General features: G+C 63.8%; 24 protein-coding genes and 1 pseudogene. 12 read left to right on the forward strand and 13 right to left on the reverse strand.

The features are described 5' to 3' along the window. Positions 1-51 precede the first annotated feature (51 nt). From P3L18_RS05280 to P3L18_RS05330, 11 genes are all read right to left on the reverse strand, one after another. Positions 52-1,077, reverse strand: a complete 1,026-nt coding sequence (locus P3L18_RS05280) for a 2Fe-2S iron-sulfur cluster binding domain-containing protein (protein WP_079929936.1) — start codon at positions 1,075-1,077, stop codon at positions 52-54. 58 nt (positions 1,078-1,135) lie between these two features. Continuing rightward, entirely contained in the window at positions 1,136-2,152 is a 1,017-nt protein-coding gene (locus tag P3L18_RS05285) for a toluene hydroxylase (protein WP_276113508.1), read from the reverse strand. A gap of 3 nt (positions 2,153-2,155) precedes the next feature. After that, complete coding sequence (locus tag P3L18_RS05290; RefSeq protein ID WP_276113509.1) at positions 2,156-2,476, reverse strand: MmoB/DmpM family protein; 321 nt, start codon at positions 2,474-2,476, stop codon at positions 2,156-2,158. A gap of 20 nt (positions 2,477-2,496) precedes the next feature. After that, on the reverse strand, positions 2,497-2,829 hold the full coding sequence (locus tag P3L18_RS05295; protein WP_276113510.1) for a Rieske 2Fe-2S domain-containing protein: 333 nt from the start codon (positions 2,827-2,829) through the stop codon (positions 2,497-2,499). Continuing rightward, positions 2,822-3,109 carry a toluene-4-monooxygenase system B family protein gene (locus tag P3L18_RS05300; protein WP_079929934.1) on the reverse strand — a complete coding sequence of 96 codons (288 nt, stop codon included), beginning with the start codon at positions 3,107-3,109 and terminating at the stop codon, positions 2,822-2,824. The genes P3L18_RS05295 and P3L18_RS05300 overlap by 8 nt, the downstream gene beginning before the upstream one ends. 22 nt (positions 3,110-3,131) lie before the next feature. Further along, entirely contained in the window at positions 3,132-4,652 is a 1,521-nt protein-coding gene (isoA, locus tag P3L18_RS05305; RefSeq protein WP_079929933.1) for an isoprene monooxygenase oxygenase subunit alpha, read from the reverse strand. A 141-nt stretch (positions 4,653-4,793) separates the two neighbouring features. Further along, on the reverse strand, positions 4,794-6,227 hold the full coding sequence (tadD, locus tag P3L18_RS05310; RefSeq protein WP_079929932.1) for a non-phosphorylative glyceraldehyde 3-phosphate dehydrogenase TadD: 1,434 nt from the start codon (positions 6,225-6,227) through the stop codon (positions 4,794-4,796). Further along, complete coding sequence (locus tag P3L18_RS05315; RefSeq protein ID WP_079929931.1) at positions 6,224-6,934, reverse strand: glutathione S-transferase N-terminal domain-containing protein; 711 nt, start codon at positions 6,932-6,934, stop codon at positions 6,224-6,226. The genes tadD and P3L18_RS05315 overlap by 4 nt, the downstream gene beginning before the upstream one ends. A 44-nt stretch (positions 6,935-6,978) precedes the next feature. Continuing rightward, positions 6,979-7,698 (reverse strand): glutathione S-transferase C-terminal domain-containing protein, encoded by a 720-nt coding sequence (locus P3L18_RS05320; protein ID WP_079929947.1) that lies wholly within the window; start codon positions 7,696-7,698, stop codon positions 6,979-6,981. Between the two features lie 79 nt (positions 7,699-7,777). Further along, positions 7,778-8,458 (reverse strand): SDR family oxidoreductase, encoded by a 681-nt coding sequence (locus P3L18_RS05325; RefSeq protein WP_276113511.1) that lies wholly within the window; start codon positions 8,456-8,458, stop codon positions 7,778-7,780. A 10-nt stretch (positions 8,459-8,468) separates the two neighbouring features. Then, on the reverse strand, positions 8,469-9,677 hold the full coding sequence (locus tag P3L18_RS05330; RefSeq protein ID WP_276113512.1) for a CoA transferase: 1,209 nt from the start codon (positions 9,675-9,677) through the stop codon (positions 8,469-8,471). A 176-nt stretch (positions 9,678-9,853) separates the two neighbouring features. On the opposite strand from P3L18_RS05330, the gene P3L18_RS05335 reads away from it, so the two are divergent. The 4 genes from P3L18_RS05335 (at position 9,854) to P3L18_RS05350 (ending at position 13,289) form a co-directional block, all read left to right on the forward strand. Then, positions 9,854-11,065 carry a glutamate-cysteine ligase family protein gene (locus P3L18_RS05335; protein ID WP_276113513.1) on the forward strand — a complete coding sequence of 404 codons (1,212 nt, stop codon included), beginning with the start codon at positions 9,854-9,856 and terminating at the stop codon, positions 11,063-11,065. Further along, positions 11,062-11,937 (forward strand): phytanoyl-CoA dioxygenase family protein, encoded by an 876-nt coding sequence (locus tag P3L18_RS05340; protein ID WP_276113515.1) that lies wholly within the window; start codon positions 11,062-11,064, stop codon positions 11,935-11,937. The genes P3L18_RS05335 and P3L18_RS05340 overlap by 4 nt, the downstream gene beginning before the upstream one ends. A gap of 119 nt (positions 11,938-12,056) precedes the next feature. After that, entirely contained in the window at positions 12,057-12,653 is a 597-nt protein-coding gene (locus P3L18_RS05345; protein ID WP_276113516.1) for a MarR family transcriptional regulator, read from the forward strand. Between the two features lie 135 nt (positions 12,654-12,788). Further along, on the forward strand, positions 12,789-13,289 hold the full coding sequence (locus P3L18_RS05350) for a hypothetical protein (protein ID WP_139765709.1): 501 nt from the start codon (positions 12,789-12,791) through the stop codon (positions 13,287-13,289). 116 nt (positions 13,290-13,405) lie between these two features. Here the strand turns inward: P3L18_RS05350 and P3L18_RS05355 are convergent, their stop codons facing one another. Next, positions 13,406-14,104, reverse strand: a complete 699-nt coding sequence (locus P3L18_RS05355) for an SDR family oxidoreductase (RefSeq protein ID WP_276113517.1) — start codon at positions 14,102-14,104, stop codon at positions 13,406-13,408. Positions 14,105-14,146: 42 nt separating this feature from the next. Beyond that, the gene (locus tag P3L18_RS05360) at positions 14,147-15,355 is read right to left on the reverse strand and encodes a CoA transferase (RefSeq protein WP_276113518.1); all 1,209 of its coding nucleotides are present in this window, start codon (positions 15,353-15,355) and stop codon (positions 14,147-14,149) included. A gap of 140 nt (positions 15,356-15,495) precedes the next feature. Here P3L18_RS05360 and P3L18_RS05365 point away from each other — a divergent pair, with 140 nt between their 5' ends. The 8 genes and pseudogenes from P3L18_RS05365 to P3L18_RS05400 all read left to right on the forward strand — a co-directional run bounded on the left by P3L18_RS05365 (position 15,496) and on the right by P3L18_RS05400 (position 22,951). Next, complete coding sequence (locus P3L18_RS05365; protein ID WP_276113519.1) at positions 15,496-15,906, forward strand: YchJ family metal-binding protein; 411 nt, start codon at positions 15,496-15,498, stop codon at positions 15,904-15,906. Between the two features lie 20 nt (positions 15,907-15,926). Further along, positions 15,927-16,241: a hypothetical protein gene (locus tag P3L18_RS05370; RefSeq protein ID WP_276113520.1), complete on the forward strand. Its 315-nt coding sequence runs from the start codon at positions 15,927-15,929 to the stop codon at positions 16,239-16,241. Positions 16,242-16,569: 328 nt separating this feature from the next. Then, positions 16,570-16,650, forward strand: a pseudogene (locus P3L18_RS05375) (enoyl-CoA hydratase); the annotation flags it as partial. 534 nt (positions 16,651-17,184) lie between these two features. Continuing rightward, complete coding sequence (locus P3L18_RS05380) at positions 17,185-17,817, forward strand: TetR/AcrR family transcriptional regulator (protein WP_079929945.1); 633 nt, start codon at positions 17,185-17,187, stop codon at positions 17,815-17,817. A 152-nt stretch (positions 17,818-17,969) separates the two neighbouring features. Next, complete coding sequence (locus tag P3L18_RS05385) at positions 17,970-19,541, forward strand: carboxyl transferase domain-containing protein (protein ID WP_276113521.1); 1,572 nt, start codon at positions 17,970-17,972, stop codon at positions 19,539-19,541. A gap of 55 nt (positions 19,542-19,596) precedes the next feature. Further along, complete coding sequence (locus tag P3L18_RS05390; protein ID WP_276113522.1) at positions 19,597-21,603, forward strand: biotin carboxylase N-terminal domain-containing protein; 2,007 nt, start codon at positions 19,597-19,599, stop codon at positions 21,601-21,603. Then, positions 21,600-22,097: a MaoC family dehydratase gene (locus P3L18_RS05395; RefSeq protein WP_276113523.1), complete on the forward strand. Its 498-nt coding sequence runs from the start codon at positions 21,600-21,602 to the stop codon at positions 22,095-22,097. Before P3L18_RS05390 ends, P3L18_RS05395 begins: the two co-directional genes overlap by 4 nt. Beyond that, entirely contained in the window at positions 22,097-22,951 is an 855-nt protein-coding gene (locus tag P3L18_RS05400; protein ID WP_079929918.1) for a CoA ester lyase, read from the forward strand. Before P3L18_RS05395 ends, P3L18_RS05400 begins: the two co-directional genes overlap by 1 nt. Positions 22,952-22,969 lie beyond the last annotated feature (18 nt).

Below are 22,969 nucleotides of genomic sequence, written 5' to 3' on the forward strand. Positions count from 1 at the left end.
GATGGTCCTTTCCGAGATCATCGGGTAGTGATGACGGATTGTCGCGGGTGGTCAGGCTATGAAGCGGTCGAAGAAGACACGGTCGGCGAGCGCGCTGCGCTCCCGTAGCAGCGCGCGCAGGGCGGCGTCGACCATACCGGCCGGCCCTGCGAGGTAGATGTCGTGGCCGGACAAGTCGTCCCAATCCTGGGCGACCGCGTCGATGACGAGGCCCGGTCGCACGGTCATGTTCGCAGGAACCGTCAGGTCATCGGCCGGCTCCTGCACCGACAAGGTCACCCGGGCACCCATCGCGGCGAGCTTCTCCAGGCGTTCGATCACCACGAGATCGGTCCCTCGCCGAACCCCGAAGTAGAAGTCCAGCTGCGGGCACTTGCCCTGTGACAGCACGCGATCGGTGATCGCCAGGACCGGCGCCAGGCCGGTACCGCCGGCGATCGAGACGACCGGCCGATCGGAATCGTGCCGCGCGTACGCCCGACCGTACGGTCCCTCGACGAGAAGATCGTCTCCCGAGGCCAGGTGTTCGAAGAGCCATCGCGAACCCGCACCACCGGGTTTGGCCCGGATGATGAATTCGATGTCGGTGCTGCCGATCTCGCCGGCCGGATGGGCCATCGAGTAGGCGCGGCGGATACCGTCGGCGGATTCAAGGAGCATGAACTGCCCGGGCAGGTAGTCGACCGGCTCGTCGAAACCCAGCACGAACAGGGCAGTGTCCTCGGTGAGCATCTCGCGGCGCCGCAGCACGGCGCTCATCTTGCGGGGAACCGGTTCAGGTGCAGCCGGCTCCTCACCGAGGACCGGCGCCTTGAGGCGACAGTCCTCGGTGGGAACCGACTGACACATGAGGATGCGATTACCGCGCCGGCGGTCGCGATCGGTGAGCCCGGTCGCATCCGGCCACAGCGATTCGACGCTCCCTTCGAGCAGTTGCGCGCGGCAGCTCCCGCAGCCTCCACTGGCGCACTCGTAGGGTAACGACAGACCCGCGCGCAAACCTGCCCGAAGCAGGGTTTCGCCCGGTTCACAGTCGATTCGACGGTTGTGGTTCACGAATTCCGCCGACGCGGTCATGGCACTCCTTGTTCTTCTCGGCGCTGTACTGCTGGGCGCAGTACCGCGCGACGCGGTCCTACTGGGCGCGGAGTCCGACGGACTCGAGCATGCCGTGCCAGGTCGATCGCACATCGGCCTCGATGGCATCGGACTTCCGGCCGCTCGGGGTGGCCAGCAGTGCCGCCCCCGCTCGGAGCATCTCGTCGCCACGGTCGACCCAGTCGTTGAGATGTCCTTGCAGCACCTCGAGGTTTGCCGGGTCGGCTTCGGTGAGATGCTTGACGAGGGCGGTCGTCCACCGCACGCTGCGCTCGCTGTCGTTGAGCAGATTCTCGGCGATCAACGAGTCCAACCGTGCTCCGCACGCACTCAGCTGCCGGGATGCCTGCGCCAGGAACAGTTGGTCGGCGATCGGCTTGACAACGAGATTCGTCACGACAAACGCGCGGTCCCAGTCGAATTTGACCAAGGCCCACTCGAACGCCTCACGGATCGGCTGCCATTGCGGATTCTCGGTCCAGTCGGCCTTCTCACCGGTCGCGAAACCTCGGTCGGGGTGAGCAAGTTTCAACTGGGTCGTCCGGTAGGCGAGCAACTGCACGCGGCGCAGCTGATCGGCCGTCTGGAAGGCGGCGCAGTTGGCGACGTAGCTGCTCACCGCGAGCTGCTGCACATAGGCCGACAGCATCTGCTGGCTGTGTGCGACATACCGGGTGGGCGTGATCGCGGTACGTAGCAGCGAGAGCTGCTCCTCGTTGAGACCTTCGTCGTACCCTTCCGAGTCGAATTGCTCGAGGAGGTACTCGACGTAGGTTTCCTGGTCGTCCTGGCTCGCGACGTAGGTGCCGTAGATCATCGCGTCGGGATCACGGAACGCATCCCAATCGACGTTGTTCAGCGGCATCGAATCACGGTGTTCGCGCAACCACACGTTGCCGTGGACATCCGGTCCCATCTCCAGCGGAACCTCACCGGTGGTGTGGTTCATGTTGTGGGTCAGGATCTCGTATTCGGTGGGTCGGCGCCCCAGATTGCCGAACGCGCTCCACGTCTTGAGCCCGCGCTTACGGGCCTTCGTTGCTTTCTCGCTCATCATTCACGCCTCATTCTCGTAGTACCAGCGGTATTCGTTGGTTCGAGTCGACAACCGGCCTTTGAAAGAGGGCATGTCGATCTCCAGGGCCGACAACGCATATGCCTGGCCGTAGAACTTCGCCAAGCTCTCCTGGGTGAGCCGGCACTCGCCCACCGTGTGAATCCGGACGTAGTCGTCGCGGTCGAGGACCAGGACGTCACGGTCGGGGTTGTCGGCTTCGATCGCGTCGATGACCGCCTCGGCGAGATCGCCCGAGCGGATGACAGGTCCCACCAGATTGGGAGACGACTCCCCACCGGATTCCATCTCGAGAACACTCATTGGATTTTCGTACTCCTCATTCATGCAGTGGCGGCGTGACTGCGCAGCCGCACTTGGATCACGCCGTCCACCACACGGACGTCATGCGATTTCAGACAGGTATCGGTGGGATTGACGCCGTCACCGGTGAGCGCATCGAACTGCCACTCGTGAGCCCGGCACGTGACGACCCCGTTCTCCAGTTCGCCTTCCACGAGCGAGATGCTCTGGTGTGGACAGATTCCGTCGTAGGCACGAACCTCGCCGTCGACCTTCACGACGAGCACCTCCTCGTCGCCCACATCGAACGATTCCATCTCACCGTCCCAGAGCTCGTCCGCCTCGACGAGGTCGACGAAGTCGCCTTCACCCACCGGACACCCCCGCGGTCTCCCGGAACCGGACATCGAACCACTGCAGGGGAGGTACCGGCTGTGCGGCGAAGGTCTCCTCGACCTTGCCGGTCGGGGGCAACACCTTGCCATTGAGAAGAACGTCGTAGCCGGGATGCGGATCGCGGGCGGCGACCCGCCGTCCAACGCTGTGCAGCGCAACCTTTTTGGCCACCTCGTCCCAGGTGTCCTCGGTGTCGATGGCCACCAGGTGCGGAACGAAGTCGGTCACGAACCGGCCGGTGATGGGGAATGGTGCCATGGGACTACTCCTTTCGAGCTCGTCAGGCCATCGCCGTCGCGGCGACGGTCGAAGCGGAATCGGCAGCCGGGGTCTCGGCATAGTCCTTCGCCCACGCGTACTCGTAGACGTCGTCACCCATGACATCGGGTGTCAGGCCCATGTAGAGCAGACCGCCGGCGAGGTCGGCAGGCTGGATCTGACCGGCGATGAACCTGTCGATGAAGTTCTGGTGGCCGGCGTACCGCTCGGGATCCTGCTCGAAGCACCACTTTGAGATGTCGGAGTCGAAATGGTACAGCCGCCCCTTGTACTCGAGGCTGTGGTCGGCCAACTCGTGCCGCGAGAACGCGGAGCCGAGCGGCAGCTGCGTGAGGTTACACAGCGAGGGCAGCGTATCGGGCAGCGTGTTCTCGATGCGGTCGACGTTGACGTTGTGGATGATCTCGTCCCACATGACGCCCCAGTTGTCTTCCCACGTCGGGTACTTCTCGTTGAGCCAGGCCCGCTCGTCCTTGGACACACCGGCATTCGGCTTCCAGAACAGGGTGGGACGCCAGAACCAGGTACCGATGTGCATCGCGTGGTGACCGTTCTCCAGCGACAGCAGGAACTTGTCCCAGTACCACGGCTTCTTCAGGCCGTAATCGTTGAGGATGCGCTCGTGGTGGTTAACGATCCACTCCAGCATGAACTCCTTGAAGCTCATCTTGCGCTGTTCGAGCGGCGTGTAGTAGTCCATCGCGGGCCCGGTCAACGTCTGGAACAGACGCGTCGCCCGCCAGAACGCGACGTCGAGCGCGGTCTGGGCGCGCTGCGGGTCGTGCTCCATCAGAACCTCGAGTGTCGGGAATCCCTGCTGGGCGTGGCGGGCCTCATCGGTCTGGATGGAGGACAACAGATTCGACCAGTTGATGTCGCCGGCTTCCATGGCATCGGCGGCCAGCGCCACGAACTGGATGTTGGTGAATCCGTGCTCCACGGTGAGGCTGCTGGCCAGCGCAGCCTCGACGCAGTCGGCGTTGAGCATCGCGTCGTCGAAGAAGTTCTTGACGGCCAGCACACCCCACTCGTTGGTATGGAATGCCTTCTGCGCCCAGTCGAATCGCGGGTCCTTCTTCAGCAGGTCGTGCGAGAAGCGCATGTCGAGCTGGGTGTGGCGGGTCTCGTCGAGCATGCCGAACACACCGAGGTTGCGCCACCGCGTCGAGGGCGCGAAGCGGCAGAACCTGCTCTGCATCGTCACGGCCATGTGCTCGACCATGCAGGTGGTGCCCATGTGCAGGTGGGAGGCGGCCACGTGTGCGGGGTCGAGCTTTTCGTAGAGCCCGGCACGTCCGAGTGCACCGCTGACCGCCTTGACACCGGATTCCTTCTCACGCTGGATGCGCACGTAATCGCGGTAGGACACCCGGAACGGCTCATCCCACTTGGACCAGGCCTCCTTGGGGATGTCACCCACTCCGGACCACGCTGCGGGGAATGCCACCTTGGGATCGACGTAACTCAACTCCCAATCGAGATCTCGTGAGGTGTCATACCAATCGTCTCTGTTCAACAACATGTGTTGTGCCTTCCCTCTCGTATCACTACGGATATCCCATTCCGGGCTGCATTCGGGTCATCGGCAGACGCCGACCGCGGATGAGTAGTTCTCGGTATTCGGTTGTGTTGTCGGTGTGTTGGACCGACACCGGGGATCGAGTCAGCGGGTGACTCGGACCACCTTGATGTCGGTGTAGGCGAGGACTCCGTGGATCGACTGCTCGACCCCGAGGCCGGACTGCTTGATCCCGCCGAAGGGAACGTCCGAGGTGAGCAGCGGGTGGTTGTTGATCCACACCGAGCCGGCCTCGATCCGGTCGGCGATAGCGCGCGACCGGGATTCGTCGGACGACCAGACCGACGCCCCGAGCCCCAGGGGTGAATTGTTCGCACGCGCGATCACGTCGTCGACGTCGTCGTAGGTCAGGACCGGAAGCACCGGGCCGAACTGCTCCTCGGCCGCCAGCGGAACGTCGTCGGCAAGTCCACGCACCAGGGTGATGGGGTGGAAATAGCCTGGGCCGTCCGGGATCTCACCGCGAAAGTAGACCTCGGCACCACGCCGCTCCGCGTCCTCGACGTAACCGGCGACCTTACGGTACTGCGCCTCGTTCTGGATCGGGCCCATATCGACACCCTCGTCCAGTCCGTTGCCCACGGTCACGGTCTTGGCGATCTCGGCGAGGGCTTCCTCGATCTGTGACGCCAGACCGGTGGGCACGTAGAGCCGCTTGAGCCCGGCGCACACCTGTCCGCAGTTCGACAGCCCACCCCAGTACAGACCCGCCGCGATCGCCTCCACGTCGACGTCGTCGAGCACGATGCCCGGGTCGTTGCCACCGAGTTCGAGGGTCAGTCGCTTGAGCGTCGGACCGGCGGCCGACATGATCGACGTGCCGGCGCGTTCGGATCCGGTGAAGCTGATCTTGTTGATACCCGGATGCGTCGAGATTGCCTTGCCGAGATCGTCACCGCCACTGAGGACCTGGACCACACCGGCCGGCAGCACCTCTTGCGCCAACTCGCCGAGGCGAAGCGTGGCGACCGGCGTCAACGGCGACGGCTTGAGGATGATCGGGCTGCCGGTCACCAATGCCGGGCCGATCTTCCAGAGTGCCAGCAGCAACGGATAGTTCCAGGCGGTGATCCCACCGACCACACCCACCGGTTCCCGATGCACCTCGACGAGTTCGTTCTCGTCATCCCGGATCACCTCGACCGGAATGTCGAGACCCGCATATCGGGTCAATGCCCTTAGACCCGAATCGATTTCGCCCGCAGCCTTGGCGAGCGGCTTGCCCTGCTCCAGGGTCACCAGACGGGCGAGCTCGTCGATGTTGTCCCGGACCTTGTCGACGAACGCCAGGGTCAGTGCCTGTCGATCGGAGAGGTCGCGGGCCCGCCAGTCGATTGCTGCCTCGCGTGCTGCGTCGACAGCCACATCGAGATCCCCGACACCAGCCTCCGGCACCTCGGTGAACACCTGCTCGGTGGCCGGATTCAGCACCGGCCGCCGGGTGTCGGTGTGAACGACAGCGCCGTCGATGGTCAGCCCCGGCGCCGCCGTGCGATCCGTGGTGCTCGTGCTGGTCATGCCTTTTGTCCCTCCGGTCGGAAAAGTGTCTGAAACTGTTCTGCTGAGTAGTTCTTGTTGTCCTGCTTGGCCTTTTCCTCGCGCGGATCGTTGATTCGCACCTTCGCCGCGGGGCGCGCGGCGATTCGATCCGACCATTCCTTGACTCTCGGGTAGTCGCCAATCGAGATGCCGTGCCCCTTGGCGACACGCGTCCACGGGAAGCAGGAGATGTCGGCAATCGAATACTCTCCGCCGACGAGATACTCCCGACTCTCGAGCCTGGTCTCGAGTATCCGATAGATGCGCGCGATCTCGTTTGCGTATCGTCCTCGCGCATAAGGGATGTCGTGACCGGCCTTCGGCGCGTATGTGGTGAAATGTGCAGCCTGCCCCGACATCGGACCCTGATTGGCCACCTGCCAGAAGAGCCACGCCAGGGCCTCATAGCGCAACGCCGGATCCGTGGGCAGGAGCTTGCCGGTCTTCTCGGCGAGGTACACCAGGATCGCGCCCGACTCGAACAACGGCAAGGGCCGGCCACCGGGGCCATCGTGGTCCACGATGGCCGGCACCTTACTGTTCGGATTGACCTCCACATACTGCGGCGCGAACTGATCACCGGCCGTGATGTCGGTCCACTTGATGTCGTACTCGAGGCCCAGCTCCTCGAGTGCGATCAAGATCTTCCGCACGTTGGGGCTGGTGTAGTAGTAGAGATCAATCATGTCCTGGAGACTTTCTGGTCAGGTCGAGATCCCTAGGGAGGGAATCAGATGTCGTATTCCTTGCGGATGCGATCCATGTAGTCGACGAGGTTCTGCTTCGACTGGACGTATCCGGTGCCCAGCCACTGCTGGGGCTGGTCGGCCACGTGCCGCAGTGTCGAGTACACCGAGGCGTCGATGCTGTGCAGCTTGTCGCCGAAGAAATACGGCTTGTCGCCGAGGAAGTCGGAGATCGCGTCGATGTCGGCCTTGAAGAAGTCGAACACGACGGCCTCGCTACGACGCCCCATGCCCTGGCCGTCGAATTCGGCGAGAATGCGACCGCGGAAGGCGTCGAGCCCTTCGCGCATCTCCGGGGTCACCTCCGCACCCTGGACGATGTAGGGGATGTAGACCTCCCACCCCTGGTCATCACGCCACCGCGGCTGGATGATGCCGCTCCAGTAGAGGTGCTCCTCGATGAGACGGTTCCATGCGAGCGCCTGTGCGCGTTGCTCTTTCGTGAGATCTGCGTCGAGCTTGTCGCCGTACTTCTCCTTGAAGTGGGCGATGATGGTATTGGAGTCGCCGACCTTGTTTCCATCGTCCTCGACGATGTAGGGCAACTTGCCGTGCGGCGAATCCTGGTCCAGGGTCGCGAGATCCTGGGACTTGTGCTCGAACGGGATTCCGGTGAAGGTCATGTAGTTGACGACCTTGGTCACGTACGGGCTGATGTCGGGGATGCCCCAGGCCGGAACATAGCCGAAGACGGTTGTGGTCATTGTGTTGATTTCCTTCCACATTGAGGGTGAGGGGATACTGCGATATTCCTTGCCGGAGAACCGTTCGCCGACGTCGCGGTCACCAGTCGAGATAGGTGCCGTTCGAGTGTTGGAACCGACCAGAGGTCTGGGGGGTCAGGTTGTCGATGTTCCGGATGAGGCCGGCGGCAGCCTGATCGGCGGTGATGTACTCATGATCACCCGGGAAGTCCTTGGTGAGGTCGGTGGCGACCATTCCCGGATGCAGCATCAGTACACTCACGCCGGCTTTGGAGAGATCGTGATGGAGGTTGAGCCCCACCATGTTCGCCGCCGCCTTGGAGATGCGGTAGGCGTACATTCCGCCGGAGGTGTTGTCCACCAGCGATCCGACGCGACTCGTCACGATGCCGACCTTGGCGCCGGGGATGAGGAGTCCCCGGAGCGCCTCGACTGTGCGCAGCGGTCCGATCGCGTTGATCTCGAATTGCTTTCGGAACGAGTCGTAATCGATGTCGCCGAGTTCGTCGAGCCACATCACGCCGGCGACGTGATAGAGCGCGTCGAGTTTGACACCTTCGGCGGTGAGCCGGGCCGCGAGACGCTCAATCGACTCCCCCGACGACACGTCCACCTGCGGTTGGACAGTGATGCCGTCCGCGCGCAGATCGTCACCGTCGAAGAGGCAGGCCGCGATGACCTCATCACCGCGAGCGTGTAGCCGGCGCACTATCGAGTGCGCGATGCCCTTGTCGGCTCCGACCACCAAAGTGCTTGACATGTCTCTCCTTTCACGCCTGCGCGGTCGCGGTGAGTTCTTGCTCCGACCCGAGAACGCCTGCCGTGATCAACTGTTCGATCTCACTGTCGGCGAATCCGTTGTCCGCGAGGACCTCGCGGTTGTGCTCACCGAGCTTGGGTGCACCACGCGGGGCGTCGGGTACCGTGCCGAGGAATCGCGCCGCCACACGTGCCTGGCGGAGGCGCCCGGCGACCGGGTGCTCCGACTCGACCACGATGCCGGTGGAGAGCACCTGGGGGTGCTCGATGACCTCCGAGCGCTTGAGAATCGGCGCCGCGGGTACGTCGTGACCATCGAGGGCCTCGAGCCATTCCGCAGACGTCTTGTCGGTCAGAACGCTCTGGATCAGCTCCAGACGTTCGTTGATGTTCTCCAAACGACCGGTGGGCGTGGTGAATCGCTCATCCTCGATCCACTCGGGATGACCGAGTGCGCGACACATGTTCTGCCACTCGACGTTGCTGTTGGTTGCGATCGTGACGTAGCCGTCCGCGGTCTGGTAGATGAGGTCGATGAAGCTACCGCCCTTCTCGATCGGCACCGGCTTGTCGGCAAAGGTGTAGGCACCCATGTCCGATGCCCACAGGAACGACAGCACCGCCTCGAGCATGGAAAGTCTGATGTGCTGTCCGTCGCCCCCGGAGCGCTCGCGGGCGAACAGCGCGGCCGAGAGGGCCTGAGCCGCAACGACCGCGGTGAGCTTGTCCGGCAGGATGGTACGGATCAGCCTCGGTCGCTCATTGTCCGAACCCGCCTGGACGGTCGTGAGCCCGGTGAGTCCCTGGATCAGCGAGTCGTAGACGCGCTGACCCGACAGCGGTCCACCCTCCCCGAACCCACTGAGCGAGAGATAGATGAGCCGACTGTTCAGCGGAGCCAGATCATCGTACGAGATCCCCAACCGCTCAACGACTCCTGGACGAAAGTTCTGAACGATCACGTCGGCGTCCGCCGCGAGGCGCTTGAACACTGCGACACCCTCCGGTGTCTTGAGATCCAGGGTTAGCGACCGCTTCGACCGGTTCACATTCACGAACATCGCCGACATGTCGCCGGATCGATTGGGTAGTGCCCGGACGTGGTCGCCCTTTCCCGGCACCTCCACCTTGATCACATCGGCACCCTGGTCGCCGAGGATGTCGGTGGCCCACGGGCCGGACATCATCGAGCAGAGGTCGAGGATCTTGATACCTGTCATAGGCCCACTCATGTGCAGCGCCTCTCATTGCAGATTCTGTGTCCGCTGTGCCAGCAGACACGGCATAGTGCCCAAGTGACTTGCCTCACTGAATGCTAGGGATTAATCTCTTAGTCGTCAACTACTTACCCGATAAGTTTCTTCGGCTTGCGGATTCTGACGAAATGGATGGCGCCATGCCCTCACACCTGAAAACCCTGTCCTGCAGGGGAGTACGCGAAATCGCAGCCGAGATGTTCAGCGGATGCGGAGCCGACAACGTGGGCGTCGAGGTCGAGTGGCCGGTCTTCGGCGTCGCGACGCTCGAAAGACCGACCATGGACATCCTCACCCCGCTCACCACCGAGCCACTTCCCGCCGACAGCCGGATCACGATCGAACCCGGTGGACAGATCGAACTCTCGACGCTGCCGCACACGTCGGCATCCGCGGCCCTTGCCGCGGTCGACACCGATGCCACCGAACTCCGCGATCGGCTGCGCAGTTACTCGTTCACGATGGCCGAGTGCGCGGTCGACACCGTGCGTGCACCGCAGCGCATCCTCGACAAGCCCCGATATGCGGCCATGGAGTCGTTCTATGCCGCACGTGGCGACGAAGGCCTGTGGATGATGGCGAACACCGCCTCCGTGCAGGTCAATCTCAGCCACCGCCCAGGTGGTGGTCACCTGCGCTGGTACGCACTGAACCGGATCGGGCCGGTCCTCATCGCGATGTTCGCCAACTCCCCCGGCCTCGGCCCGGACGGAAGCCGGTGGCGATCACTGCGTCAGGCGATCTGGAAGGGAATCGACCCCGGACGCACCCGACCTGTCCCGGTCGGCGACTCGCCGGTACACGATTGGGCGTCCTACGCATTGGCGGCCGACGTGTTCTACATCAATACCGAGCAGGGACACGCCGTCGCCCCGGGGATGAGCTTCGGCGACTGGCTCACCAACGGCCACGAACTCGGCTGGCCGACCGCCGACGACCTGCGCTACCACCTCACGACACTGTTCCCACCGATTCGTCCGCGTGGGTGGCTCGAACTGCGGATGCTCGACGCACTCACTCCTGACGTCCGTCAGGTCGCGGTCCATGTCGCGGCCACCACGGCCGACGACGAGGTATGTGCACGCATCCTGGAACTACCTGATACACAACATCTCTGGACGATCGCCGCACGAGACGGCCTGGCTCACCCGGTCCTGGCCAAGGGCGCACGCACGCTTGTCGCGACCGCGGTATCGGCATTGTCGTCGGCTCCCGAGACCTCCTCGGCGGCCGACGAGATCCTCGGCTTCGCCGAGGAGTACACCCACCGAGGCCGCTGTCCCGGCGACGACCGGCCCGATCTCACCGTCCCCGCGTTTCAGCGTCGCATGGCTGCCACGAGGGCTCGATGACGCATTCGGCGGCGCACCGCGAACTGTCCGGTTGCGCCGCGCCGGACGGCGGCATCACACGCCCGGTGACCGCCGAAGAACGCGAGGCGTTCGAGCGAGACGGCGTCGTCCGGCTGCCCGGCGTCATCGCGTCGGAGTGGATCGACTACCTACGAGAGGCCGTCGCCCGACTGATGGCGCGCGCAGACCACACCTCGCAGAACTACACCCCCGACGGCGTCCCCCGATTCTTCTCGCAGGCCTATCCGCGCTTCGTCGACGAAGCCTTCGACATATGGGCGCTGCACGGACCGACCCGCGAGATCGCGGCGCAGATGCAGCCCGCCAACAGCCGGCTGCGCTTCTTCTACGATCAGGTGTTCGCTCAAGAACCGGGCGCCGGCACCGGAGCGCCCTACCATCAGGACTTCGCCTATCTCCCGATTCGCGGCTCACTGCACTTTCGGATCTGGGTACCGCTGGACGTCGTCACGCCCGACAGTGGTGCGGTCCGCTACCTCAAGGGCTCGCATCGGGGGCCGGTGTATCGGCCACGGAGTTTCAGCGGCGACCCGAAGGTGTCGGCGATCTATGGACAATCCCCGTACCCGGAGATCCCCGAGGCGTTCACCGACAATCCCGCAGCATGGTTCGTCGGCGAAGCCAATCCCGGGGACGCACTTCTGCATCATCCGAAGACCGTGCACGGGTCACCACGCAACGCATCGGCCCGATATCGGCGTGCGGTGACAACGATTTTCGTCGGCGACGACGTCGTCTGGGATCCGAGGCCGGGCACCTCCTTCGATCACATCGGCACCATCGGCGACTTCGATCCGCCCGATGTCATTGCCGGTCAACCGATCGCCGGCGATCTATTCCCGGTGGTCTGAGAACGCTGACACACCAAATTCCGCTCGAACGAACTACATATCCGGGAGTTCTTCTTGCTCGTCAGTAGATGAGAGCGCGTAGGGTTGCGTGAGAACACACCGGTAGAGAGGACACCGCGATGACAAGCTCGAAGGCTGCGCGCCGATCGACAGACGCCACAACAGCCCCGGCGCCCACGACAGAGGACCTCCCCACTGGTGACGCGGTCGACGGCATCGAGGAGTCCTGGAAGCGGGAACGCCCGGATATGGACGTCAGTTCGGTGGGGATCATCACCCGGATCTGGCGAATCGGTCGGTACTTCGAGCAAGAACGCAATCGTCGCCTGGCCGAGCTCGGTACCGACCGGGTGACCCTGGACGTCCTCGCGATGCTGCGACGAGCCGGAAAGCCCTACCGGCTCACCGCCGGTGAACTGACGCAGGCCGCACTCATCACCTCCGGCGGCATCAGCGGCCGGCTCGACAAACTCGAGAAGGCCGGTCTCGTGACGCGGGAGTTCCACCCGAAGGACCGTCGTCGGGTCAACGTCGAGCTGACGCAGGCGGGAGTCGAGTTGGTCGATACCGTGGTGTCGGACCTCATGGACCACGAATCACAACTGATCCGAGATCGGCTCGCACCCGCAGACGAAGAAGCCCTCCGCGCACTCCTTCGCACACTGTTGTCGGAGTTCGAAGCGCCCAGCGGCCGTATCGAGAGGGCCGCGGGCTGATCGCTCCGGCCATCGGGAAGGAAACGAACCACGATGCCGTGGGTGTTCGGCTATGGATCCTTGGTTGACCGTAGCTCCGTCGAAGCCAGTGTGGGCCACCAGGTCTCAGCGGAACATGGCCCGTTTGCCGCGAGATTGCCCGGATACCGTCGCCAGTGGAATCTGGGCGCGCACAGCCGTCGTCGGCCCGAGTACATCCTCACCGACGAGAACGGCAGCGTGTGGTCAGGCGACGTCGTCTTCCTGGGTATCGAAGAATGCGACGGCTGCTCGACTCTCGGCGCGGTGTACTGGCTCGATGACGTGGATCTCGCGATCCTCGACCACCGCGAACTGGCCTATGACCGGCTACTCCGAACTGTCGTCCCCGTCACGCCAATCGACACGATCGACAGAGGGCGCGTCGATGAATTGTCGGTTCATGTCTACGTCCCCAAGCCGCAAGCCCGCGAGCACGCAGCGCAGGTGGGTGCGTCCGGGGTGATCATGGCGCGGTATCTCCGCTTGGTGGACAGCGCTTTTCGATCGCTCGGTGCGGATCTGTACGCCGAGCACCTAGGGTCCCTGCCGCCCACGGCACCGTTCTCGGTCCGGGAGATCTCCCGCCGGCCGGCCGTGGCCGGTCCACAGGCCTGAACGGCCGCACCCACGTCATTTCGACTGAGGTGGAATGATCCCGACACGCCACCGTGGTGGCATGTCGGGATCATCGGCGCCGTGTCACCGGGGCGGTGGTGACACGGCGACGTCGTTCACCAGGGCAGGACTTCGCCGTTGGTGCGCTGGAACTGTCCAGCAGTCTCCAGGGTTAGGTTGTCGAGCACGTCTATAAGTCCCGCGGCGGCCGACTCCGGGGTGACCAGTACCGCGGCGGCCTGCTCTTTGACCGACGGATCCATGACGTCGAGCAGATGCGTGTTGACGGTACCCGGGTGCAACGCCTGGACCGCGATACCGCGCTTGCCGAGATCGATGGAGAGGTTGCGGGCCACCATGTTCGCGCCGGCCTTCGAGATCCGGTACGCGTAGTCGCCGCCGCTGGTGTTGTCACCGATCGATCCCACACGGCTCGTGAGGATTCCCACCTTCGCATCGTCGGCGAGGTTGTTCTGCAATCCGCGGATGACACGTAGCGGTCCGAGGGTGTTGATCTCGAATTGCCTTCGGGCATCGTCGAAGTCAAAGGTCTCAAGCGAGTCGAGGAACATCACGCCGGCGACGTGGACAAGCCAGCTCACCGTGACGTCCTGCTCGGTCAACTTCTTGGCGAGCGTCGCGACAGCCTCGTCCGAGGTGACGTCAACGTCGGGGATGACCTCGATACCTTCGCCGCTCAGGTCTGCACCGCCCTTCAGAGTCGCGGCGACGACGGAGTCGCCGCGAGCGTGAAGGGCCCGGGTCATCGCGTTTGCGATGCCCGTGTCGGCGCCAATAATCAGTTTGGTGCTCATTGTTCTCGTTCTCCTTCGGACCAGTAAGGCGGGCAGGTGTGGTCAGGCCGGGACAGGGGCGTGCTCGTCGCCGATGATTCCGTTCGCGACGAATGCCGCGATATCATCGCCACCGAATCCGATCTCCGTGAGGATCTCGGCATTGTGCTCGCCCAGGGTGGGCGCACCCCGCGGGGGCGCCGGCGGGGTGCCGAGGAACCGCGCGGGCACACGCGTCTGGCGGATTCCGCCGGCCACCGGGTGCCGGTACTCGGTGATCGTCTCCGACGCGATCACCTGCGGGTGCTCGATCACCTCGGAACGCTTGAGGATCGGCGCCGCCGGGACATCGTGCGCATCCAGTGCCGCAATCCATTCGGCGGACGTTCTGTGGCGCAACACGTCCTGCACCATCGCCATGCGGGCATCTATGTTCTCGGTACGTCCGGCCGGGGTGCTGAACCGCTCGTCCTGCGTCCACTCCGGATGCTCGAGCGCCTGACACATGGACACCCATTCGGTGTTGCTGTTCGTCGCCACGGTGATGTATCCGTCTGCGGTCTCGAATATCAGGTCAATGAAGCTTCCGTCCTCGGCGAGAGGAACGGTCTTGTCGCTGAATGTATAGGCACCCATATCCGAAGCCCACAGGAAGGACAGGATCGCATCGAGCATGGAGAGCCGGATGTGCTGCCCCTGCCCGGTCTCCTTGCGCGAGTACAGAGCAGCGGTGATCGCCTGCGCGCCGACGATCGCGGTCAGCTTGTCCGGCAACACGGTTCGGATCAATCGTGGTCGTGCCTTGTCAGAACCGGCCTGCACAGTGGTCAATCCGCTCAAGGCCTGAACCAAAGAATCATACACACGCTGGTGTGCCGCAGGACCCCGTTCACCGAAACCGCTGATCGACAAGTAGATGAGTTCGGGATTGTCCGAGATCAGGTCGTCGTAACCGATCCCGAGCCTTTCGACGACTCCGGGGCGCAGGTTCTGGACCACAACATCCGCCGTCGACACCAGGCGCCGAAAGATCTCGATACCCTTGTCGGACTTGAGATCCAGCGTCAGAGACCTCTTGGACCGATTGATGTTGACGAACATTGCCGACATGCCGCCCGACTGATTCGCGAGTTGCCGGACATGGTCACCCTTTCCCGGCACCTCGACCTTGATCACGTCCGCGCCCTGGTCGCCGAGAATGTCGGTGGCCCACGGGCCCGACATCATCGAACACAGGTCCACGATGCGCACACCACTCATCGGACCACTCATGACTTGCCCCATCTCCGTCCGTCGGAATGAACCAGATCATATGAGAGTAGCAGGTTTATTTCGCTCGTCAATTACTTACAACTAAGTGAAAATAATCGAATCGAGCCCCTCCGAGGTCCTCGAGTCCTACGATGTGCGGCATGGGTAACGTCATGAACACCCAACAGACCTACCGGTGTCCGTGCACATCCGGCCTCGTTTTCGACGACTGCTGCCGACCCATCCTGACCGGGCACAAACGAGCCGTCACTGCCGAGTCGCTGGTGCGCACACGATTCTGTGCGCACGTCGTCAGGGATTACGACTATCTCTTGCAGACATGGCACCCCGTGACCCGACCGGTCACACTCGATCTACCGGCGCGGCGATTCTGGTATTGGCTCGACATCGACGCCGTCATCGACGGCGGGCCGCACGACGACACCGGATCCGTGGCGTACACCGCCTATCGGCGCGACAGCCGGGAGCACGCGAGCATCAGCGAACTCGCCCACCTCGAGCGCTACCACGGCTGGTGGGTCTACCGCAGTGGCGAGGTCATGGACGACTGATCGCACCTGAGGTCGCCGACGTGTTGTCGTCGACCTCGGCGGCGCTCAGAGTCGACATGGCCGAGGCCGAACGCCCCATGCGCGACAACGACGAGGACTTCCTCAGCGCGCTACGCCCCGGATTCGAGAAGATCGCGCACAACATCGCCGAACTCACCAGAGACGCAGAAGATCTCGACATCCACTTCGCCGGTGGCGCGTTGATGTACCCGGGTGGGAATCGCCCGGGCTGCACGATGACTGCTTCGCCCAAACGGACCGGACCCCACGATGCTGACGCAACCGACCCGCAACTCATTCGACGAGTTCGCGAACTCCACGCCCTCCTCTCTTGATGACGCCGAAGCCGCGGTCCTTGCCGCTGCTCGGCAGACGACTGAACTCGTCCTCGCGCGGTACGACAACCTCGTCTGGGTTCAGGTCGACGTCGAGATATCCGGGCGGTCGAGTTCGATCAGCCCGCGTACGCCGCACTCGAGGGCGCCAGCGGCCCGTTGCTCGGACTCGGGGTGGTCGACGGGAGCTACGCGATTGTCGGAGCATCCGCGCTCGACCCCGAAGACGAGAACGTGCTGTCCCGGATTTGCTTGTGGCTCAGCATGCTCCGATTGCTGACCGATGCACGCCAGGAGGTCGGCGACTACCACGATGAATCAACTGTAGTGGAAGATGCCGTTCATCGACGGCGGCACCGTGCGACTGCCGCATCTCATCGGGTTGAGTCGAGCGATGGACCTCGTCCTCTGCGACCTCGTGGACGGATTGCCCGAGCAACGCTCGGCCGCCCGTGGACGGCCAACAGATGGGTGTGGAGAACCTCGATTCCATTGCCCAACAGAATAAATGGATCGATCCTGTCGTCGGTTGACCGCGTTCGCTGTTCCATCCTCAAACCACTGCGCGCGACGACCTCACCGGCACAGCCCACCCTCGCCGGCACGCTCACTTTGATCAGTCGTGCGATATCGCGCGACGCGAACCCCGAGGCCGGAGAGCTCAGCCAACATCGTCTCTACGGTGGCCCTTACCGTGCTCGGATGTTGCGGTGGACCGTACCCCGCACGAAGCGGTCTGCCACTGCACACACCATGAGATGCCGCGTAGTTCATCTTGAACCCATCTCACATGACGCGGCTATCCCTGATGGATATTTACACGCGCGAGAGTTGTCCGCTCCGGGGAAGCTCCTCGACACCACCATGCGCGAGCATGGTCGCCATTGCTGCCCCGTTTGTCGACGTTCGACTATCTGGATCAGAACCTGGAGGCTGCGTGCGCATGACGACACCGCGCCAGGAGCGCAAATTGGCGCGCAGGAGCGAACTCCTCAACATCGCAGCCGAATTGATCGCGGAGCGGGGATTCAACTCGATGCGACTCGACGACCTCGGCGCCGCCGTCGGAATCAGCGGGCCGGCGGTGTATCGATACTTCAACAGCAAAGACGCGTTGCTTGCGGAACTCCTGATCGACATCAGCGGCAGACTGCTCGATCAGGCACAGGAATGCCTAGCCTCCTGGCCGGATCCCGTGTCCACCATCGTCGAACTCGTTGATATGCATGTGGCATTCGCCGTCACCGAACCGGCGTTGATCCGCGTGCAGGACCGCGATCTGCACAGCCTTCCAGAAGCGACCCGTCGCGAAGTGCGGACCCGACAGCGCAAGTACGTCGACCTCTGGGTGTCGGTGTTGCGAGAGGTCCGCACCGATCTCTCCCGGGAGCCCGCAACCACTGTGGCACAGGCGATCTTCGGCCTCATCAATTGCACACCTCATCTCAGTGGGCGGCACAGTCGCACCGAGATCGCCCGAACACTTCGCGACGCCGCCTTGCGTGTGGCTCTTCCCGTGGCAGCCCTCGACGACCACGCCGCCTACGCAGCACAGCGTCAGACTCAGAGACAGTGAACCGGACGCCTATCCGCCGTGGCTACCGTCGGCGACATCGGCTATCCCCACGCGATGAAGATGACCGAAACTGCTTGATACGTCTCGAGACATCCGGATACGGTCGGCGAATTACAGTTAACCGTCTGTAACTGAGATCGAGATGGGTTGAGATGACCACAGATACGAGCCAACTCTCGCACCAAGAGCTGGTCGCTGAGCTTCGCGACCGTATGACCGCCGTGGCGGCCGGCGGCGGCGAACGAGCACGCGCCAAGCATGTAGCTCGAGGCAAGTTACTTCCCCGCGAACGCGTCGATCGCCTGCTCGACACGGGAAGCCCGTTTCTGGAGATCGCTCCCCTGGCCGCCGACGGAATGTACGAGGGCGAGAGCCCCGGCGCGGGCATCATCGCAGGCATCGGACGCATCGCCGGGCGCGAGTGCGTCGTCGTGGCAAACGACGCCACCGTCAAGGGCGGTACCTACTACCCGATGACGGTGAAGAAGCACCTCCGCGCCCAGGAGATCGCACTACAGAACTCGCTCCCCTGCATCTATCTGGCGGATTCCGGCGGAGCCTTCCTTCCCCGACAGGACGAGGTGTTTCCCGATCGTGAGCACTTCGGCCGGATCTTCTACAACCAGGCCACGATGAGCGCCGCGGGTATTCCGCAGATCGCGGCGGTGCTCGGCTCGTGCACCGCGGGCGGCGCCTACGTACCGGCCATGAGTGATGAAGCCGTGATTGTCGGCAATCAGGGCACGATCTTTCTCGGCGGGCCGCCGTTGGTCAAAGCCGCCACGGGTGAGATCGTTACGGCAGAAGACCTTGGGGGCGGCGACGTGCACTCGAAGATCTCCGGCGTCACAGACCATCTCGTCGACAACGATGCTGCAGCACTGCAGCGCGTCCGCGAGATCGTGGCCACCTTCGGTCCCCGGGCCGCGACGCCGTGGGACCGCATCCCCGTCCGTGACGCGCTTGCCGACCAGCGCTCGCTCTACGACATCGTCCCCATCGACTCCCGCAAACCGTACGACGTGCGACGGGTGATCTCCGCGATCGTCGACGCAGGCGAATTCACCGAGTTCAAGGCCGAGTACGGCAAGACCCTCGTCACCGGATTCGCGCACATCTTCGGCCACCCCGTTGGCATCATCGCCAACAGCGGCGTCCTCTTCGGCGAATCTGCCATGAAGGGCGCACATTTCATCGAGCTCTGCGACAAGAGGTCGACACCACTTGTGTTCCTCCAGAACATCACGGGCTTCATGGTCGGGCGTGAGTACGAAGCCGGCGGTATCGCCAAGCACGGTGCCAAGATGGTGACTGCTGTCGCCTGCGCTCGCGTACCCAAGTTCACCGTCGTGATCGGTGGTTCTTACGGCGCGGGCAACTACTCGATGTGCGGACGCGCGTACTCGCCACGCTTCCTGTGGATGTGGCCCAACGCCAAGATCTCGGTGATGGGGGGCGAGCAGGCCGCATCGGTTCTCTCGACAGTCCGCCGCGACCAGTTCGACGCACGAGGTGTCGAGTGGTCGACGGAGGATGAAGAGGCGTTCAAGGCACCCATCCGCGAGCAATACGAGCGTCAGGGCAGTGCCTACTACTCGACAGCGCGCCTGTGGGACGACGGCGTGATCGATCCAGCAGACACGCGAACCGTTCTGGGACTGGGCCTTTCGGCAGCGTCCAATGCGCCGCTGATGCCCGTCTCGTACGGCGTCTTCCGAATGTGAGATCAGCCCCGGTCAGGCTTCTGCCCCAACGCAACCCGTCACAGCAAGGACACTCATGACAACCATCGACACGGTTCTGATCGCCAACCGCGGCGAGATCGCGGTACGGGTGATCCGCACCCTCCATCGCCTCGGCAAGACGGCAGTTGCCGTCTTCAGCGACGCCGACGCCCACGCGCCGCACGTGCAACTCGCAGACAGAGCGGTGCGGCTCGGGCCGGCCGCTGCGCGCGACAGCTACCTCGACATCGTCAAGGTCATAGACGCCGCCCGACGCACCGGGGCTCAGGCAATCCACCCGGGCTACGGGTTCCTCTCGGAGAACACCGAATTCGCGGCGGCATGCGAGTCCGCCGGTATCGCATTCCTCGGCCCCTCGGCGCGCGCAATCGAGATCATGGGTGACAAGATCACGGCGAAGACGACCGTCGAGAAGTTCGGTGTGCCAACCGTGCCGGGCATCGCACGTCCGGGACTCAGCGACAGCGAGCTGATAAGCGCCGCAGCAGAAGTCGGCTACCCGGTACTCGTCAAGCCGTCTGCCGGCGGTGGCGGCAAGGGCATGCGTCTCGTTCACCAACCCGCCGACCTGGCCGATGCTCTGGCCAGTGCACGACGCGAGGCCGCGTCGTCGTTCGGCGACGACACGCTGTTCCTGGAACGGTTCGTCACGCGCCCACGTCACATCGAAGTTCAGATCCTCGCAGACAACCACGGCAAGGTCGTGCACCTCGGCGAGCGTGAATGCAGTCTGCAGCGTCGCCACCAGAAGGTCATCGAGGAGGCCCCGTCGGCACTGCTCGACGCCGCGACCAGGACGCGCATAGGTACCGCAGCCTGCGACACGGCACGCAGCGTCGACTACAGCGGTGCGGGCACAGTCGAATTCATCGTGTCGGCCGACGCACCTGACGAGTTCTTCTTCATGGAGATGAACACCCGCCTCCAGGTAGAGCACCCCGTCACCGAACTCGTCACCGGCCTCGACCTCGTCGAATGGCAAATCCGTGTCGCGGAGGGCGAATCACTCGCCGTCGCACAGGAGGACATCGTCCTCACCGGTCACGCTGTCGAGGCGCGCGTCTACGCCGAGGACCCCGGCGCGGGCTTCCTTCCCACCGGTGGCAATGTGCTCGCGTTGTCCGAACCACATGGGGTCGGCGTTCGAGTCGACAGCGGAATCGTCGCAGGCTCGTCTGTCGGCAGCGATTACGATCCGATGCTGGCCAAGGTGATCGCCTACGGCTCCGACCGCGCGACCGCCTTGGCGAAGCTCGACCTCGCGCTTGCCGAGTACGACCTCCTCGGCCTGCAGACCAACGTCGACTTCGTTCGCCATCTACTCGCCGACGACGACGTCCAGGCCGGCCGCCTCGACACTGCGCTGCTCGATTCGCGCGCCGAAGTCTATTCGCCGCCGGTGCCAGGCGAACATGCTTGGCTCACAGGGGGTGTCGCCCTGTGGCTCGAACAATGGAGCGGCGCGGGCACCGACCCCTGGAATCAGCCGAGTGGCTGGCGAATCGCTTCCGAGGCACCTTTCGTCACACGATGGGACGCCGGCGACGAAGACATCGAGGTCGCGATTTCGGGAACACCCGAGAGGGCGACAGCCCGCATCGGTGACGCACTCACGACCGTGGCGGAGTGCAGGTGGGTGGACGACGCGCACCATCGGCTGTCGTTGCTCGTCGACAACCTGAGACTGGAAATCTCGGTCGCGCGAGTTGGACGTGACGTCTGGGTCTCGACCACCGAGGGAACGTGGCTCCTACGAGCTGCGGCAACCGCTGCTGCGACTTCAGACGGCGACACCGGTTCGACCGAGTTGCGTAGCCCGATGCCTGCGACCGTCATCTCGGTGCCTGTGGCGGACGGCGCTGTGGTCACGGCAGGAACAACCGTGGTCGTCGTCGAGGCAATGAAGATGGAACACGCCCTCAGCAGTCCTATCGACGGAATGGCCCAGGTATTCGTGTCACCGGGACAGCAGGTCGCCGTCGATCAGGTGCTGGCCACCATCGCCGCCGCAGAGACCACCGCCGAAGGAGGAGAGCAATGACCGGTACAACCCAAGCCGCACCACGAATCACCCAGCGCGGACTGTGGTTTGACGAAATGGACGTGGGTACGATCTACGAGCATCGACCCGGACGCACGATCACCGAGGCCGACAACACCTGGTTCACGGCCGTCACGATGAACACTCAGGCGCTGCATCTCGACGCCGCGTATGCCGAGCACACCGCTTTCGGCGAACGCCTGGTGAACTCGATGTTCACCCTGTCCACCCTCGTCGGACTGTCGGTGTCGCAGTTGACCCAGGGCACCATCGTGGCGAATCTCGGGTTCTCCGAAGTCACGTTTCCCCACCCAGTTCGCCACGGCGACACTCTCTACGCCGAGACCGAGATCACCGACAAGCGCGGATCCCGCAGTCGCCCAGGCGAAGGGGTCGTCACATTCACGCACACGGGGCGCAATCAGGATGGCGTCGTCGTTGCTCGCGCGGTCCGCAAGACGCTCGTCCGCTCGAAGCCCGCGGAGGGTGCGTGATGACCTGGCAACCCCGCGGCCCCGCCTGGCTGTTCTGCCCGGCCGACCGCCCAGAGAGATTTGCCAAGGCTGCTGCGGCAGCCGACATCGTCATTCTCGATCTCGAGGACGGCGTGGCACCCGCACAGAAGCCGGAAGCCCGACAAGCACTCATCGATACCCCGCTCGATCCGGAACTGACCATCGTGCGGATCAATCCGCACGGCACTGAGGACTTCTCACCAGATCTGGAAGCACTGGCAGCAACATCGTATTCGCGGATCATGCTGCCCAAGTGTGAGTCGGGCGAGCTACCCGAGGCACTCGACGGGATCGACGTGGTCGCGCTCATCGAAACACCTCTGGGTGCGATGCGACTCCCGGAGATCGTCGCCAACGACTCTGTCGTCGGAGTGATGTGGGGTGCGGAGGACCTGATCGCGGGGCTCGGTGGAACGTCGAGTCGTACGCCTTCCAACGTGTACCGAGACGTGGCGCGCCACGTCAGAGGCTCGGTTCTGTTGGCTGCGAAGTCCACCGGCACACTCGCGATCGATTCTGTCTATCTCGACATCAAGGACCTCGTCGGTCTGGCCGAGGAATGCGATGACGCGGTCGCGTCCGGCTTCGACGTCAAGGTGGCGATCCACCCGAGCCAGGTACCAACGATCGCAAAGGGATTCGCGCCCACTCCCGATTCGGTGACATGGGCGCACCGTGTGCTCGACGCTGCTTCTGGTGAGCGCGGTGTGTTCGCTTTCGAGGGACGAATGGTCGACGCGCCCGTCATCCGGCACGCCGAGCAGATCCTGCGCCGGCACACAGCCGCTGCGGCAAGCACCCTCGCCCCCTCTACCCCCAACTCATCACACTGAAGGATCGGAATCGATTTC

Origin of the sequence: Gordonia sp. N1V (assembly GCF_029269935.1) — a bacterium.
Lineage (GTDB): Bacteria > Actinomycetota > Actinomycetes > Mycobacteriales > Mycobacteriaceae > Gordonia > Gordonia polyisoprenivorans.

What these genes read in the sequence shown, in the direction of transcription:
- P3L18_RS05335 (WP_276113513.1), top strand. Translation starts at nt 9,854, where the DNA reads ATGCCCTCACACCTGAAAACCCTGTCCTGCAGGGGAGTACGCGAAATC.
- P3L18_RS05345 (WP_276113516.1), top strand. Translation starts at nt 12,057, where the DNA reads ATGACAAGCTCGAAGGCTGCGCGCCGATCGACAGACGCCACAACAGCC.
- P3L18_RS05400 (WP_079929918.1), top strand. Translation starts at nt 22,097, where the DNA reads ATGACCTGGCAACCCCGCGGCCCCGCCTGGCTGTTCTGCCCGGCCGAC.
- P3L18_RS05390 (WP_276113522.1), top strand. Translation starts at nt 19,597, where the DNA reads ATGACAACCATCGACACGGTTCTGATCGCCAACCGCGGCGAGATCGCG.
- P3L18_RS05300 (WP_079929934.1), bottom strand. Translation starts at nt 3,109, where the DNA reads ATGGCACCATTCCCCATCACCGGCCGGTTCGTGACCGACTTCGTTCCG.
- P3L18_RS05315 (WP_079929931.1), bottom strand. Translation starts at nt 6,934, where the DNA reads ATGATTGATCTCTACTACTACACCAGCCCCAACGTGCGGAAGATCTTG.
- P3L18_RS05280 (WP_079929936.1), bottom strand. Translation starts at nt 1,077, where the DNA reads ATGACCGCGTCGGCGGAATTCGTGAACCACAACCGTCGAATCGACTGT.
- P3L18_RS05340 (WP_276113515.1), top strand. Translation starts at nt 11,062, where the DNA reads ATGACGCATTCGGCGGCGCACCGCGAACTGTCCGGTTGCGCCGCGCCG.
- P3L18_RS05365 (WP_276113519.1), top strand. Translation starts at nt 15,496, where the DNA reads ATGGGTAACGTCATGAACACCCAACAGACCTACCGGTGTCCGTGCACA.
- P3L18_RS05385 (WP_276113521.1), top strand. Translation starts at nt 17,970, where the DNA reads ATGACCACAGATACGAGCCAACTCTCGCACCAAGAGCTGGTCGCTGAG.
- P3L18_RS05325 (WP_276113511.1), bottom strand. Translation starts at nt 8,458, where the DNA reads ATGTCAAGCACTTTGGTGGTCGGAGCCGACAAGGGCATCGCGCACTCG.
- P3L18_RS05380 (WP_079929945.1), top strand. Translation starts at nt 17,185, where the DNA reads ATGACGACACCGCGCCAGGAGCGCAAATTGGCGCGCAGGAGCGAACTC.
- tadD (WP_079929932.1), bottom strand. Translation starts at nt 6,227, where the DNA reads ATGACCAGCACGAGCACCACGGATCGCACGGCGGCGCCGGGGCTGACC.
- P3L18_RS05330 (WP_276113512.1), bottom strand. Translation starts at nt 9,677, where the DNA reads ATGACAGGTATCAAGATCCTCGACCTCTGCTCGATGATGTCCGGCCCG.
- P3L18_RS05395 (WP_276113523.1), top strand. Translation starts at nt 21,600, where the DNA reads ATGACCGGTACAACCCAAGCCGCACCACGAATCACCCAGCGCGGACTG.
- isoA (WP_079929933.1), bottom strand. Translation starts at nt 4,652, where the DNA reads ATGTTGTTGAACAGAGACGATTGGTATGACACCTCACGAGATCTCGAT.
- P3L18_RS05320 (WP_079929947.1), bottom strand. Translation starts at nt 7,698, where the DNA reads ATGACCACAACCGTCTTCGGCTATGTTCCGGCCTGGGGCATCCCCGAC.
- P3L18_RS05360 (WP_276113518.1), bottom strand. Translation starts at nt 15,355, where the DNA reads ATGAGTGGTCCGATGAGTGGTGTGCGCATCGTGGACCTGTGTTCGATG.
- P3L18_RS05290 (WP_276113509.1), bottom strand. Translation starts at nt 2,476, where the DNA reads ATGAGTGTTCTCGAGATGGAATCCGGTGGGGAGTCGTCTCCCAATCTG.
- P3L18_RS05285 (WP_276113508.1), bottom strand. Translation starts at nt 2,152, where the DNA reads ATGAGCGAGAAAGCAACGAAGGCCCGTAAGCGCGGGCTCAAGACGTGG.
- P3L18_RS05355 (WP_276113517.1), bottom strand. Translation starts at nt 14,104, where the DNA reads ATGAGCACCAAACTGATTATTGGCGCCGACACGGGCATCGCAAACGCG.